Here is a 15,173-nt window from a genome sequence, read left to right as displayed (position 1 = left end):
TCAAAGCATCCAAGAATCCAAAATGGACTGGATGGTAAATATTTCCGATCAAAGGGATTGCCGCAACGGCAATCCAAGCTATAGTCGGAAATGACGGGGGGATTTATTAAGGCGATGTGTCGTAAAACCGTATCATTTTTACGGTTTAAAAGCTTCGTTATCATTCCTTTCGCGCAATGATAAAAATTGGACCTGAACCAACTCTGGGAGAAATCATGAAAAAGTCTATTAAAATGCTGGCCACCTCTGCCATTCTGGCACTGGGCACAGCCACCGCCGCACTGGCCGAAGAACTGACCGTTTACACAGCGGTCGAAGCCGAGGATCTGCCACGTTACGCCGAAACCTTCAACAAGGCCTATCCAGATATCACCATCAACTGGGTGCGTGATTCGACCGGCATCATCACCGCCAAACTGCTGGCGGAAAAGGACAATCCGCAGGCCGATGTGGTCTGGGGCCTTGCCGGCACATCGCTGCTGCTGCTGAAATCCGAAGGTATGTTAGAGCCCTACGCCCCCGCTGGCGTGGACAAGCTGGACCCCAAGTTTGTGGACAGCGACAACCCGCCCGCATGGGTTGGCATGGATGCATGGGTCGCCGCCGTTTGCTATAACACGGTCGAGGCCGAAAAGGCCGGTCTGACCCCGCCAACATCGTGGAAAGACCTGACCGATCCGCAATATGCTGGCAAAATCATCATGCCGAACCCCAATTCATCGGGCACCGGTTTTCTGGATGTTTCCAGCTGGCTGCAAATGTTTGGCGAGGACGGCGGCTGGGCCTATATGGACGCGTTGCATGAAAATATCGCGCGCTATACGCATTCCGGCTCCAAGCCTTGCAAACTGGCCGCTGCCGGTGAAATTCCGATCGGTATTTCCTTCGCTTTCCGTGGTGCCAAATCCAAAGCCGCCGGTGCGCCGCTGGAAATCATCGTGCCAAGCGAAGGCGTAGGCTGGGAGATGGAAGCAACCTCGATCATCGCCGGCACCGCGCATCAGGAAGCCGCACAAAAGCTGGTCGACTTCACCGTCTCGATGGACGCGATGCAGATGTATAATCAGGGCTATGCCGTGGTTGCCATCCCGGGTGTGGCCAAGCCGGTGGAATATTTCCCTGAAGGTCTGGTCGATGCGATGATCGACAATGATTTCGAGTGGGCCGCCAACAACCGCGCCACCATTCTGGCCGAATGGCAGAAACGCTATGACGGTAAATCCGACCCGAAATAGAACCTTGAATATTATGAGGGGCCACAACGGCCCCTCATAACTTTTCCAAAGCATACCAATAGATTACCCAAGGACCGCCCCGTGACAAAACCGGCTGACAACGTGTATCTGAGCATTAGAAATCTGTGGAAAGCCTTTGGCGATTTTCTGGCGCTGAAAGACATTTCCCTGGACATTAATGATGGCGAACTTGTCTGCTTCCTCGGCCCGTCAGGTTGCGGAAAAACCACCCTGTTGCGCGCCATTGCAGGGCTTGACCTGCAAACACGCGGCACTGTTATTCAGGACGACAAGGATGTGTCGAACCTGCCCCCGTCGATGCGGGATTTCGGCATTGTGTTCCAGTCCTACGCGCTGTTCCCCAACCTGACGATCAAGAAAAACATTGCCTTCGGTCTGGAAAACACCGGCCGTAGCAAAGCCGAAATAGACGCCCGCGTGGCCGAGTTGCTGGAACTGGTTGGCCTGCCCGAACAAGGCAGCAAATACCCCGCCCAACTGTCCGGCGGCCAACAACAGCGCATCGCGCTGGCGCGGGCGATTGCCACCAATCCCGGATTGTTGCTGCTGGACGAACCCCTGTCGGCGCTGGACGCCAAGGTGCGGGTCTACCTGCGCCACGAAATCAAGGATCTGCAACGCAAACTGGGCGTCACCACCGTGATGGTCACCCATGATCAGGAAGAGGCGCTGGCGCTGGCCGACCGCATTGTGGTGATGGATCAGGGCACGATTGAACAGGTCGGTACCCCGACCGAGATTTACCGCGAGCCAGCCAGCCTGTTTGTCGCCGATTTCATTGGCGAGATGAACCAGATCACCGCCACCGCGGCCAGCCAGGAAAGTGTTTCCATTGGTGGACGCAACCTGAGCAGCCGCTCCCATTCGTTTACCAAAGACACCCCCGTCATCGCGGCCATCCGGCCCGAGGATATCATCCCCCACGACAAGGACACCCTGACAGATACCACAAATACCCTGACGGTGCGGATGGGTGAGATGGAATTTCTGGGCGCCTTTTGGCGTTGCCGTTTGCAGCACGAAATATTAGGCAAGCAGGAACTGATTGCCGATTTTTCGATCAACGCCGTACGGCGGCTGGAGCTGGCCGAGGGCAGGGATATTCCGATCGAACTGCCCGCCAGCCGCCTGATGGTTTTCACACCGGCAGGGGCATAGCACGATGAGCATCACCGACACCCTGCCCGACGGCCCCAAGATCAAAGGCAAGCTGAGCAAGGATGACCTGATCATGCGCGGCGGTATGATTGTGATCGCGCTCTACCTGCTGATCGCGCTGGTGTTGCCGCTATATGCAATGCTATCGAAATCCTTTTCGATCTACACGATTGATCTGGCTGCCTATGAATTGCAGGTCTCGGATGAAAACGGCACCTTCTCGGACGAAATCACCACCCCCGCCGCGCTGAATGAAAAGTACGGCGTCTATTCGCAACAGGATCTGAGCACCGGATCGGATGGGCGGCTTGCCCTAATCAAATTCTTCCCTGATTTCAGTTTCCGCAGCCCCGTGATGTATAAGATCCGCAACACAACGGATGTGGGGCGGTTCTTGGTAGGATCGACCCTGCATACCGGCACCGACTGGCTGGAACTCACAAGCAACGATTTTCGCCGCGTGCAACTGCGCCCCGTCAAGGCCACGGGTGTTAGCAACTTTATCAACTATTTCTCAACCCCCGCCCTGTTCAATTCAATCAAGAATTCCCTGTTCATCGCCACCATCAGCACGGTGATCACGGTTTCACTTGCCTTCTGGTTTGCCTATGCGCTGAACCGGTCCTGCATGCGCTTTAAGGGGGCGTTCCGGCTGATCGCTATGGCGCCCATTCTGGTGCCCTCGCTGTTGCCCGGCATCGCGCTGGTCTATCTGTTTGGCAATCAGGGGATCATGAAGGAACTGCTATTCGGGGCCAGTATCTATGGGCCGATCGGCATTGTCATCGGCTCGGTCTTTTTCACCTTCCCGCATGCCTTTCTGATCATATCAACAGCGCTGGCCATATCCGACGGCCGCCTGTACGAGGCCGCCATATCCCTGCGCGCCAGTCCGTGGCGCACTTTTTGGACCGTCACCATCCCTGCGGCGCGTTACGGGCTGATTTCAGCCGCCTTTGTGGTGTTCAATCTGGTGATCACCGATTTTGGCCTGCCCAAGGTGATCGGCGGGCAGTTCAACGTGCTGGCGGTGGATATCTATAAACAGGTGATCGGCCAGCAGAATTTCGAGATGGGCGCGGTGGTCTCCGTGGTGCTGGTGATCCCGGCGATTTTTGCCTTTGGTATTGATCGCTATGTGCAAAGCAAACAGGTGGCCCAACTATCGGCGCGCTCCGTCCCTTACCAGCCAACCCCCAACAGCAAGACCGACAACTTCTTTTTCGCCTATTCGGCGCTGGTAGCCCTGTTCATCGTCGGCATCCTTGCCATCTGCCAATATGCGGCGCTGATCAAGTTCTGGCCCTATGACCTGTCGCTTAGCCTGAACAACTACCAGTTCGACAAAATGGATGGCGGTGGCTGGAAATCCTATTTCAATTCAATCCGGCTGGGGCTGTTGACCGCCGTCATCGGCACCTCGGTGATCTTTTTCGGCGCCTATCTGGTGGAAAAATCCAGCGGCTTTAAAACCGGACGTTCGATATTCCAGATGTTCGCGATGCTGCCAATGGCCATTCCGGGCATGGTTTTGGGGCTGGCCTATATCTTCTTCTTCAACAACCCGGACAACCCGCTGAATGTGATCTACGGGACCATGACCATCCTTGTGGTCTGCACCGTCACCCATTTTTATACCGTGTCGCACCTGACGGCAGTGACGGCCCTGAAACAGATCGATCGCGAATTTGAATCCGTTTCCGCATCCCTGAAGCAACCCACCATGAAGCTGTTCACACGGGTCACCGTGCCAGTGTCCCTGCCCGCCATACTGGATATCTCGATCTATCTATTCGTAAATGCCATGACCACGGTTTCGGCGGTGGTGTTCCTTTATTCGCCCAAAACCACGCTGGCCTCGGTGGCGGTGCTGAATATGGATGACGCGGGCGATATTGCGCCGGCGGCGGCAATGGGGATGATGATCTTTTACACCACAGCAGCGGCGAAAATCCTGCATCTGATCCTGTCAAAGGGACTGTTGAAACGCACACAAGCGTGGAAAAACAGATAGGGTCACGACACAGAGCAGTACTGATTTCTCGCTATGGTTGCGTCTCGGCGGTATGGACACGTTTCCGGATTATGACCCAATACAGATGAAAAATGCTTACTGTATATAGATGGCCTAACATCGTTTGCCCCAAGAATTGGTGTGGTGTTGCGGATTATACACATAAGCAACCCCCATCAACCACTTGATTCTTGAGATAAAAATCAGGTTACTGCATTGTCTCGGATAATTGGGCGAATAGAGACCCGCAACCGAGTAGTGATCAGAGAGGCAGGTCACAATGAAAATGAATAGGGGCTGACCCAGATAACCTAAAAAGAGGTTATGATGGGAAGCATGAGAAAGAGTCGCCTGAGCCACTACAAGCAAGACCGTCTTACGGAGCATTTTGTTTCGGGATCGACAGCACGAACAGCAGCCAGTTTGTGTGGTGTAAACCGCAAGACCGCAGCGTTTTATTTTCTACGCCTGCGCGAGATAATCGCCTATGAGCTGGAGGCGGAAAGCCAAGCTATGTTCGGCGGAGAAATAGAAGTGGACGAAAGCTACTTTGGCGGCAAACGCAAAGGTAAACGCGGGCGTGGTGCGGCAGGTAAAATTCCCGTTTTTGGTATATTAAAAAGGGGTGGGAAGGTTTACACCAAGATCATCCCGGACGCCAAATCCGCCACTCTGATCCCGATCATAGAGCGCAAAGTCGTGCCGGATTCCATCGTCTATTCCGATTGTTGGCGCGGTTATAATGTGCTGGATGTGTCAGACTTCCACCACTTTCGCATCAACCATTCCAAGCTCTTTGCAGACCGTCACAACCACATCAATGGCATCGAGAATTTCTGGAACCAAGCCAAGCGCCACATGCGCCGATTTAACGGTGTCCCCAAGGCCCAATTTGGGCTATATTTGAAGGAATGCGAGTGGCGTTTCAACAACAGTGACTCTTCAGCTCAGTTATTGCAGCTAAGACAATGGGTTAAGCGTTACTTGAAGTAGTTATCTGGGTCAGCCCCTTATTTTATAATACGCGATACGTTAGGTTGTGTCTCGAAAGTGGTGGAAATTGATTTCAGGCACCTCCGAGCGGGTTGAGTTATGCGCCGGTCAGGCGGCTTGGTCAAGGGTTGCGTCGGCGACGGGCTGAGCGAGCGTTTCCCAGCCATCGACCTTTCGCATGACGATCTGCCCCGAGGCCATCAGAGCCCAAAGCAGCATCGGCACGGTCTCGGCGCATGGCAGCACGGTCTGGGTCTTGATGCGGCGGCGGAATTCCTCGTTCAGGCGTTCGATCGCATTTGTCGTTCTGGCCGATTTCCACTGGCCTTGTGGCAGACGCGTGAAGGTGAAAAGCTTATCTCCTGCTTCTTCCAAGCTGTCAGCGACGGCCTTGCATTTCAGCCGCCATTTTCGCAGAAATGCCTTGCGGCGGGTGGCGATTTCCTCGGGTGTTTTGGCGTAGATCATGTCGCGGTAATCTTCTGTCAACTCATCATGCATACGCTTGGGTGCCTTGGCCAGAAGGTTGCGGTGCTTGTGCACCGTGCACCTCTGGATCGGCAGATCTTCACCCCAGAGGGCAATGAGAGCGACCTCAAGTCCCGGTGCCCCGTCCACGATGACAAATTCGGGCCGTTTCAACCCGCGCGCATCCAGATCGTTGATGAACTGACGCCAAGCGGAGGTGCTTTCGCCGCCCATGTTCATCAGTGATAACAAGACCTTCTGCCCATCCCGGCGCACGCCAATCGCGGCCAGAACCGAGATATTGGTGGCCTTCCTGTCAATCCGCGTTTTGATCACGGTGCCGTCCAGGATCAGCCGCACGATGTCTTCATCCGCAAGGCTGCGGGCGCACCACGCCTGCCAGTCCACCTTCACCTTGCGCCAGGCGCGGCTCACCACATCCTTGCTGACCGCCCCCTGAAACAGGCCGAACAGGGCGCGTTTTACCCGCCGTGTGTTGGTGCCCGAAAGGTAGACAGCAGCGATCAGCGCCTCGGCCTTCTTCGTCAGCCGCTGGTAGCGGGGCAATGCCTTCGAGCGCCATTCTCTGGCCTTGCCGGCCTCGCCTGTGATCCGCGCACGCGGCACGCGCACCGTTTCGGTTCCAAATGTTCCGACCAGTTGCCGCTCGCGATGCCCGTGGCGGTATCCGGCCTTTGCCCCGCCGCTGCGGCCATACCGGCAACGGCCCAGAAACTGCTCCAGCTCCTCTTCGAAAACCGCCTCGATCGTCGCGCGGATGTTCTGGCGCAGCCGGTCTTCAATCGGGTCATAGCCTGCTTCATTGGCCAGTAGCGCGGATGTCGATGTTGCTGTATTCTTTGTCATGGCGTGATCTCCTTGGCGGTTCCAGCCGCCGGTTGGGTGGCTTCGATGCACCCGGAGATTACGCCGTCCTCGAATTTCCACCAAACTCGCGACACTACCCGATTTCTGCGCCATGATTGTGCTCCTAGTTTAGCAACAGTCTACACGGCTTGGCTTAAATCACAATCTGAGATTGGGCATATCGACATACTGCATTTTCATGGCAATCCTGAGAGAATACATTCAGCGGGTCCGGCTGGTTTTGAGGCAAAATCGCTTGCATGTTCGAGATCAGCAGTGAACCTGCTGATGGAATGGAATATTCATAAATAACAAATCTTTGCGCCGAACATGCAACTGGAAACCGAACATGCAAGCCGATTTGCATGTTCCATTTGCGCCGACACTGCTCAAATACCCTTTAAAACACCCCTTCAAGCCTTGTTTTAAAGGGCTTTCAAGGCTGGCGCCAATTCCACTGTTAAACGCCCATACGCGCCGCCACACTGCCATAAAGGCCCATTTCCCTGCTTACTGCAATGTCGCCGCAAAACCACCGGTCCTTCTGCCACCTACGCCTAATTGCCCTTATTTATAAGGCCTCAACCCACTTAAACCCAGAACATCCCTGATAAACCCAGTTACTGTAATAAAAGACCTCTGCATGAGGCCATGGCTTTCGGTTGAAGCAAGATTTCGGCCGCCCACCTTGCGCCCCTGCGGGTCCGGCGGACAGACGGGTGGCGGGGTTTGGGGCTATGCGATTGCGGGGGTTTGCGGGTTGAGGGTGATCCTGTTTGCGGCCTTGAGCAGGTTTTGCGCGATGGCGGCCATGACCATCTGGGCATGCACCCTGGCGCGCCCGAAATATCTCGCCCGCTGCAGGCCGAAGAGGCGTTTCATCGTGCCGAAAGTCTGCTCGATGCGGAAGCGGCGTTTCGAAATCAGCCGGTTGAAGCGTTTCTCCGATTGCCGCAGGGGGCGGCCGCGCGCTGCCTTGCGCAGGATGCCGTCGCGGTATTTGCCGCGCAGCATCTGGCGGTTGGCCTTGCTCGCATAGGCCTTGTCGGCCAGCACCCGCTGCGCCTTTGCGCCCGCGATCATGGTGGCGAATTCGGGGCTTTCGGCGGCATTGGCGGGCGTGGTGTGCACCTTGTCGATAAAGCCCTCTTCGTCGCAGCGGGCAAAGCCCTTGTAGCCGAGCGTGCTCTTGCGGCCCTTCTTGACCCAGCGGGCATCAGGGTCGGCGCTGAAATGCAGCTGTGCCCCGTCGGGTGAGACCTCGGGCGGATCATCCGGCGTCCCTTCCCTTGCCCCGTCCTCTGCCCGGTCCTGCGGGGCGTCGATATGGGTGCGCGGGCGCGCCGCCGCCGCGATCAGGGTCGCATCAATGATCGCCGCCTCAGCCTCTTTCAGCTTCAGCCCATGCGCCTCGATCTGGCGGCAGACCTCGGCCAGCAGCTCATCGTAAACGCCACCCCGGACCAGCGCATTGCGGAACCGGCAGTGGGTCGTCTCATCCGGCACCGACGCGTGCAGATCGAGCCCGCAGAACAGCATGAAATCCAGCCGCACCTTCAAGGCCCGCTCCAGCTTCGGGTCGCTCAGCCCGTGCCACTGGCCAACCAGAAGACACTTGAACAGAACCAGCGGATCATAGCCCTGAGGCCCGATCCCCGAGCGCCCCAGACCGCGCCGCAGGATCGGCAAAAACGAGTTCCAATCCATCAGCGCGTCGATCTTCGACAGAACGTCATCCGCGCCGATCCGTGCCGCCGCTTCGTGCAGGAAAAGGTCCATCTATTCACCCCAGAGATTTCCCGGCTAGCTTACCAAAACGGCCAACCCGGGGGAATCCCGATGTTATGCAGAGGTCTTAATAATGTGTGACAACGCACAGCCACATCACCGCAACGCCCCATTGACCCGAATCCTGCTTGTCGCTATTAATTGAACAACCGTTCAATAATGCAAGCGAGGCCGCCATGTTCAATGCTGTGATGAATTTCGATTTGGGTGAAGATGTCAACGCCATCCGCGATATGGTGCATCGCTGGGCGCAGGACCGGATCAAACCCATCGCCGCCGAGGTGGATGAAAAGAACGAATTCCCCAACGATCTGTGGCGCGAGTTTGGCGAAATGGGCTTGCTTGGGGTCACCACGCCCGAGGCTTACGGCGGGGCGGATATGTCTTACCTTGCGCATGTGGTGGCGGTCGAGGAAATCGCGCGGGCGTCGGCCTCGATTGCGCTGTCATATGGTGCGCACTCCAATCTGTGCGTGAACCAGATCAAACGCAACGGCACTGAAGAGCAGAAGATGAAATATCTGCCCAAGCTGATTTCCGGCGAACACATCGGCGCGCTGGCGATGTCCGAGGCTGGCGCGGGTTCGGACGTGGTTTCGATGAAGCTGAAGGCCGAGAAGAAGAACGGCTATTACACCCTGTCGGGCACCAAATACTGGATCACCAACGGGCCGGATGCCGATACCATCGTGGTTTACGCCAAAACCGATCCCGACGCCGGTGCGCGCGGGATCACGGCGTTTATCGTGGAAACCGATGTGAAAGGTTTTTCCACCAGCCCGCATTTTGACAAGATGGGGATGCGGGGGTCCAACACCGCCGAGCTGATTTTCGATAATGTCGAAGTGCCGTTTGAAAACGTGCTGGGCGAGGAAGGGCGCGGGGTGGCCGTGCTGATGTCGGGCCTTGATTATGAGCGCGTTGTATTGAGCGGCATCGGCACCGGCATCATGGCGGCCTGCATGGACGAGGTGATGCCCTATATCGCCGAGCGCAAGCAGTTCGGCCAGCCGATCGGAAATTTCCAGCTGATGCAGGCCAAGGTGGCCGACATGTATACCGCAATGAATTCCGCCCGCGCCTATACCTACGAAGTCGCCAAAGCCTGTGATCGCGGCGAGGTTACACGGCAAGATGCGGCGGCCTGTGTGCTCTATGCGTCCGAGCAAGCCATGGTGCAGGCGCATCAGGCGGTGCAGGCGATGGGCGGCACGGGGTATATGAACGAAAGCACGGTTTCACGATTGATGCGGGATGCCAAACTGATGGAGATCGGGGCGGGCACCAGCGAGATCAGGCGGATGCTGATCGGGCGCGAATTGATGGGGGCGATGGGGTGAAACGAACTGTATTAGTGATGAGTATTCTTGCAACCCCTCTTTGGGCGGAGGAAGGCATAGTCAAACGCTATGGCTCCTTGCTGACCCAATGTTATGCGCAGGCTGCGGATGCGGCGGCGTTGAAGGACTGTATCGGTGTGATGTCGGGCAACTGCATGGCGCGTGAGGAGCAGGGCGAAACCACCTATGGCATGGCGAGTTGCGCCTCTTCGGAAACCGAGGTCTGGGACGGGTTTCTGAATGACGAATACCGCCAGACGATGGCCTATATGAAAGCGCTGGACAAGGACGAGGCCGAGATATTCCCCGAATTTGCCAACCGTGCCGATGCGTTGAAAAAGGCGCAGCGGGCATGGCTGGTATTTCGCGACACCAGTTGTGATCTGGAATATGCGCTTGGCGGGTCAGGGAGCATCCGGCAATTGTATGGAACGGGGTGTTTCATGCGGATGACAGCCGAGCGCACGATCGAGTTAAAACAAATGCGCGAGGTCGAGGGATGAAGCGGAACGGTTTGAGATATACAGCCAATGCGTTGCTGGCACTTTTGCTGGGGGCAGGCGGTGTGGCGGCGCAAGATCTGGTCTTTTCGATGCAGGCCACAGACACCTGTATCGCCGACAGCGGACATGAGGGAAATGCAGCGCCTTGCATCGGGGAATCCGCCAATCTTTGCATGGAGCGCACGGACGGGGGGCAAAGCACTGCCGGTATGGTTGCCTGCATGGGGGCCGAGCTTGAGGTGTGGGACCAGCGCCTGAACGCGGCCTATACCGAGTTGATGGCGCGGGAAAAGAGTGAAGACAGGGAAATGGCCGATCTGGAGTCATCCGCGCCAAAACGGGCGCCGGCCTTGCAGGATATGCAGCGCAAGTGGATGGCTTATCGCGATGCCCGTTGTGATTATATCGGCGCGCAATGGGGCGGGGGCACTGGCACCGGTCCGGCGGTGCAGGGCTGTCATATGGTGATGACAGGCAAACAGGCGTTATTTTTGCAGCGAATGCTGGCGGATTATTGAGGGTATCATGGCGAAACTGAACAGCACGGCTTTGCCGTCCTCCGAAACTTTCCAGACCAACCGCAAGGGGCATCTAGAGGCGTTGGCGGTGATCAACGAGGCGGCGGCTTTGGCGGCGGCCGGTGGTGGTGAACGATCGCGAGAGCGGCATCTGTCGCGGGGCAAGATGTTGCCGCGGGAACGGGTGGCCAACCTGCTGGATGCGGGCAGCCCGTTTCTGGAAATCGGCGCGACGGCGGCGCACGGGATGTATGATGGCGCGGCGCCCTGTGCCGGTGTGATTGCCGGTGTCGGGCAGGTGCATGGCCGCGATGTGATGGTGGTTTGCAATGATGCCACAGTAAAGGGTGGCACCTATTACCCGATGACCGTGAAAAAGCATTTGCGCGCGCAAGAGATTGCCGAGGAATGCAATCTGCCCTGTATCTATCTGGTCGACAGCGGCGGGGCGAACCTGCCCAATCAGGACGAAGTATTCCCCGACCGCGACCACTTCGGGCGGATTTTTTATAATCAGGCCCGGATGAGCGCGAAGGGTATTGCCCAGATCGCCGTGGTGATGGGGTCTTGCACAGCGGGTGGGGCCTATGTGCCCGCGATGTCGGATGTGTCGATTATCGTTAAGGAACAGGGCACGATCTTTCTGGCGGGACCGCCGCTGGTCAAGGCGGCGACCGGCGAGGTGGTCACGGCCGAGGATCTGGGCGGAGGAGACGTGCACACCCGCCTGTCCGGTGTGGCGGATTATCTGGCCGAGGATGATACACATGCGCTGGCACTGGCGCGCGAAGCGGTGCGGAACCTGAACGGGGGCGGCGGGGTGAACCCCGCCCTACGGATGATCGCGCCCGAGGAGCCTGCTTATGATCCAGAGGAGTTGTTGGGGGTGGTGCCGGCTGATTTGCGCACGCCTTATGACATTCGCGAGGTGATCGCGCGGGTGGTGGATGGCAGCCGGTTTGATGAATTCAAGGCACGGTTTGGCGAAACGCTGGTGACGGGTTTTGCGCATCTGATGGGTTGTCCTGTCGGGATTATTGCCAACAATGGTGTGTTGTTTTCTGAGGCGGCGCAGAAGGGTGCGCATTTTGTCGAGCTGTGCAGCCAGCGCAATATCCCGTTGATCTTCCTGCAAAATATCACCGGATTCATGGTGGGTCGCAAATACGAAAACGAAGGCATCGCACGGCACGGGGCCAAGCTGGTAACAGCCGTTGCGACCACCAATGTGCCCAAGGTGACGATGGTGATTGGCGGCAGTTTTGGCGCGGGGAATTACGGCATGGCCGGTCGGGCCTATCAGCCACGGTTCATGTGGTCATGGCCCAATTCGCGGATTTCGGTGATGGGCGGCGAACAGGCAGCGGGGGTTCTGGCCACCGTGAAGCGTGATGCGATTGAACGCAATGGCGGGGAATGGTCGGCCGAGGAAGAGGCTGCCTTCAAACAGCCAACGATTGATATGTTCGAGGAGCAGGCGCATCCGCTCTATGCTTCGGCACGTTTGTGGGATGACGGGGTGATTGACCCGCGCAAAACGCGGGATGTGTTGTGGCTGAGTTTGAAAGCGGCGCTGAATGCACCGATAGAGGAGACGAAGTTCGGGCTGTTCCGGATGTGATTTTCGGGCGATCTGGTTATTGAATGACACTGTATCTGGACTTTGATGCCATATGGTCCTGAACCAAGGTAACAAATGCGGCGAAAACAAGATGGCTGGTAGATCAAACGTTATTGAATTCTGGCGTGGGGCCAGGCGGCATACGAAATGGGACATGGGCAAGCCCCCTCATAAGAAAAGACGGAGTCTGAAGTGGAAATTTATCGGGGGAGTTGTTTTGGTCTTGCTGCTGTTCGGGATGCCGGTTGGTGATATTGTGAACGGGTTTGTCAAGCCGCATGAAGGATGCCGTGTTTGGCAGGTTACAGATGGTGATACGGTGAAAATATGGTGCAATGACGGTTCATATCCGGCGCGGATACTTGCCTATGACACACCCGAACTTAAGGCCCGTTGCAGTTCGGAATTGTTGATGGCGGTTAGGGCCACATTATACCTGCGCTGGTTGTTATGGCGGGCAAAAAAGATAACCGTCAAAATTGACGGGGTTGACCGTTATCAGCGCAAGCTGGTGATTTTGTTGCTGGATGGAGAAGGCGTGGCGCGGCGGATGGTCGAAGCGGGGTTGGCATGTTGGTATGACGGTGGTCGGCGTGCGGGTTGGTGTGAGACGCCAAGAAACGGGCCTGCAAATGGATAGGGAATAAAGGATAAAGAATGTTCACTAAAATACTGATCGCGAACCGGGGCGAGATTGCCTGTCGGGTGATGCAGACCGCCGCCCGGATGGGCGTGGCGACGGTGGCGGTGTATTCGGATGCCGATGCGCAGGCCAAACATGTGGCGATGGCGGATCAGGCGGTGCATATCGGTGGTTCGGCCCCTGCGGACAGTTATTTGCGCGGGGATGTAATTATTGCGGCGGCGCTGGAAACCGGCGCGCAGGCGATCCATCCGGGGTACGGTTTTTTGTCGGAAAACCCCGATTTTGTTGACGCGGTCAAGGCGGCGGGGCTGGTGTTTATCGGACCATCCGCCGAGGCGATCCGCGCGATGGGGTTGAAGGACAACGCCAAAGTCTTGATGCAAGAGGCCGGTGTGCCTGTGGTGCCGGGGTATATGGGCGCGGATCAGGATCCGGTGCATTTGGCCAAGGCGGCGGACAAGATCGGTTATCCGGTGTTGATCAAGGCCGTGGCCGGTGGCGGCGGCAAGGGGATGCGGCTGGTCGAGGAAGCGGCGGATTTCGCGGATGCGTTAAAGGCAGCCAAGGCCGAGGCCAAAGGGGCCTTTGGCAATGATCATGTGTTAATCGAGAAATACATCCAGCGTCCGCGCCATATCGAGGTGCAGGTGTTTGGCGATGGCCAGAGTGCGGTGCATTTGTTCGAGCGCGATTGTTCCTTGCAGCGGCGTCACCAGAAGGTGATCGAGGAGGCACCGGCGCCGGGGATGACCGACGAGGTGCGCCTGGCAATGGGGGCGGCGGCGGTGAAGGCGGCCGAAGCGATTGGATATTCGGGTGCGGGGACGGTGGAATTCATCGTTGATGGTGCGGGTGGTTTGCGTGTGGATGGCTTTTGGTTCATGGAGATGAACACGCGGCTGCAGGTGGAACACCCTGTGACCGAAGCGATCACCGGCGAGGATCTGGTGGAGTGGCAATTAAGGGTGGCCTCGGGTGAAGCCTTGCCGCGTTTGCAGGACGAATTACGGATAAACGGCCATGCGTTCGAGGCGCGGCTCTATGCCGAGGATGTGCCGGCGGGGTTTTTGCCCGCAACCGGCAGGCTGACCCATCTGGAATTTCCACCCGCCGCGCGGGCCGATAGCGGTGTGCGGGCAGGGGATGTGATTTCGCCGTTTTATGATCCGATGATTGCCAAGTTGACCGTGCATGGCAAAACCCGTGCCGAGGCGCTGGGCAAGCTGGCGCGGGTGCTGGAGTTGACCGAGGTGGCCGGATCGGTGACCAATCTGGCGTTTCTGCGGGCTTTGGCGGTGCATGAAGGTTTTGCCGCAGGCGATGTCGATACCGGCCTGATCGCGCGTGATATTGAAACGCTCGTGGCAGAGCCTGTGGCAAGTGAAGCTGTTGTGGCTCTGGCGGCTTTGGGGGCGTTGGAGCTGCATGGAGACATGCCGCCGGAAACAGGATTTACCCTGTGGGAGCCGCTGGCGCAGATGGTGCGGCTGGTTGCCGGAGAGGTCGAGCATGAGGTGAAGGTCTCGGCGCTGGGCGGCGGGCGGTTTAGCGTGCTGGTGAATGGTGCGGCGCATGAGGTTCTGCGCGGGTTTCACTGGCTGGTGGATGGCAAAACCGTTGCGGCGCATGTGGTGCCTTTGGGGGCGTCGGTTAGTGTGTTTGCGGGGCACGGGTTCCATTTTGATATTGTTGACCCGCTGGATGCGGATGCAAGCCATGCTGGGGACGGCAATCTGATCGAAGCGCCGATGCCCGGATTGGTGAAGGGTGTGTTTGCCAAAGCGGGGCAGGCGGTGGCCGAGGGCGACCGGTTGGCCATTCTGGAAGCGATGAAGATGGAACATGCGCTACTGGCGGTGCGCGATGGTGTGGTGGCCGAGGTGCTGGTGGTCGAGGGGGATCAGGTCGAGGCCGGGGCGGCTTTGATCCGGTTGGAAGAAGCGGATTAATGGAGGCCCTTGCGGGCCGCTTTATGTCTCGGCCCCGTGAAGGGGCCTCGGG

At 57.5% G+C, this 15,173-nt stretch carries 12 protein-coding genes; 10 read left to right on the top strand and 2 right to left on the bottom strand.

Annotated elements, in window-relative coordinates; translation table 11 throughout:
* The first annotated feature begins 215 nt into the window (after positions 1 to 215).
* The 4 genes from ACQY4M_RS22215 to ACQY4M_RS22200 all read left to right on the top strand — a co-directional run bounded on the left by ACQY4M_RS22215 (position 216) and on the right by ACQY4M_RS22200 (position 5,421).
* A complete protein-coding gene (locus ACQY4M_RS22215; protein WP_428548943.1) occupies positions 216 to 1,235 on the top strand; it encodes a putative 2-aminoethylphosphonate ABC transporter substrate-binding protein in 1,020 nt (339 codons plus the stop codon).
* An 81-nt stretch (positions 1,236 to 1,316) separates the two neighbouring features.
* Entirely contained in the window at positions 1,317 to 2,414 is a 1,098-nt protein-coding gene (locus ACQY4M_RS22210; RefSeq protein ID WP_428548940.1) for a putative 2-aminoethylphosphonate ABC transporter ATP-binding protein, read from the top strand.
* A gap of 4 nt (positions 2,415 to 2,418) precedes the next feature.
* Positions 2,419 to 4,428 (top strand): putative 2-aminoethylphosphonate ABC transporter permease subunit, encoded by a 2,010-nt coding sequence (locus tag ACQY4M_RS22205; RefSeq protein ID WP_428548937.1) that lies wholly within the window; start codon positions 2,419 to 2,421, stop codon positions 4,426 to 4,428.
* A 336-nt stretch (positions 4,429 to 4,764) separates the two neighbouring features.
* The gene (locus tag ACQY4M_RS22200) at positions 4,765 to 5,421 is read left to right on the top strand and encodes an IS1595 family transposase (protein WP_428549060.1); all 657 of its coding nucleotides are present in this window, start codon (positions 4,765 to 4,767) and stop codon (positions 5,419 to 5,421) included.
* A gap of 108 nt (positions 5,422 to 5,529) precedes the next feature.
* Here the strand turns inward: ACQY4M_RS22200 and ACQY4M_RS22195 are convergent, their stop codons facing one another.
* Positions 5,530 to 6,756: an IS256 family transposase gene (locus tag ACQY4M_RS22195; protein ID WP_428539582.1), complete on the bottom strand. Its 1,227-nt coding sequence runs from the start codon at positions 6,754 to 6,756 to the stop codon at positions 5,530 to 5,532.
* A gap of 735 nt (positions 6,757 to 7,491) precedes the next feature.
* On the bottom strand, positions 7,492 to 8,535 hold the full coding sequence (locus ACQY4M_RS22190) for an IS5 family transposase (RefSeq protein ID WP_428539221.1): 1,044 nt from the start codon (positions 8,533 to 8,535) through the stop codon (positions 7,492 to 7,494).
* A 185-nt stretch (positions 8,536 to 8,720) separates the two neighbouring features.
* Here ACQY4M_RS22190 and ACQY4M_RS22185 point away from each other — a divergent pair, with 185 nt between their 5' ends.
* From ACQY4M_RS22185 to ACQY4M_RS22160, 6 genes are all read left to right on the top strand, one after another.
* A complete protein-coding gene (locus ACQY4M_RS22185; RefSeq protein ID WP_428548934.1) occupies positions 8,721 to 9,884 on the top strand; it encodes an isovaleryl-CoA dehydrogenase in 1,164 nt (387 codons plus the stop codon).
* 77 nt (positions 9,885 to 9,961) lie between these two features.
* The gene (locus ACQY4M_RS22180; RefSeq protein ID WP_428548931.1) at positions 9,962 to 10,387 is read left to right on the top strand and encodes a lysozyme inhibitor LprI family protein; all 426 of its coding nucleotides are present in this window, start codon (positions 9,962 to 9,964) and stop codon (positions 10,385 to 10,387) included.
* Positions 10,388 to 10,398: 11 nt separating this feature from the next.
* Positions 10,399 to 10,905: a lysozyme inhibitor LprI family protein gene (locus ACQY4M_RS22175; RefSeq protein WP_428548928.1), complete on the top strand. Its 507-nt coding sequence runs from the start codon at positions 10,399 to 10,401 to the stop codon at positions 10,903 to 10,905.
* 7 nt (positions 10,906 to 10,912) lie between these two features.
* Positions 10,913 to 12,526, top strand: a complete 1,614-nt coding sequence (locus ACQY4M_RS22170) for a carboxyl transferase domain-containing protein (RefSeq protein WP_428548925.1) — start codon at positions 10,913 to 10,915, stop codon at positions 12,524 to 12,526.
* Between the two features lie 154 nt (positions 12,527 to 12,680).
* Positions 12,681 to 13,166, top strand: coding sequence for a thermonuclease family protein (locus tag ACQY4M_RS22165; RefSeq protein ID WP_428548922.1), 486 nt, complete (start codon positions 12,681 to 12,683; stop codon positions 13,164 to 13,166).
* A 17-nt stretch (positions 13,167 to 13,183) separates the two neighbouring features.
* Positions 13,184 to 15,121, top strand: a complete 1,938-nt coding sequence (locus tag ACQY4M_RS22160; RefSeq protein WP_428548919.1) for a biotin carboxylase N-terminal domain-containing protein — start codon at positions 13,184 to 13,186, stop codon at positions 15,119 to 15,121.
* Positions 15,122 to 15,173 lie beyond the last annotated feature (52 nt).

Origin of the sequence: Profundibacter sp. (assembly GCF_965277155.1) — a bacterium.
Lineage (GTDB): Bacteria > Pseudomonadota > Alphaproteobacteria > Rhodobacterales > Rhodobacteraceae > Profundibacter.
This window is presented reverse-complemented; position numbering and strand designations above follow the sequence as displayed.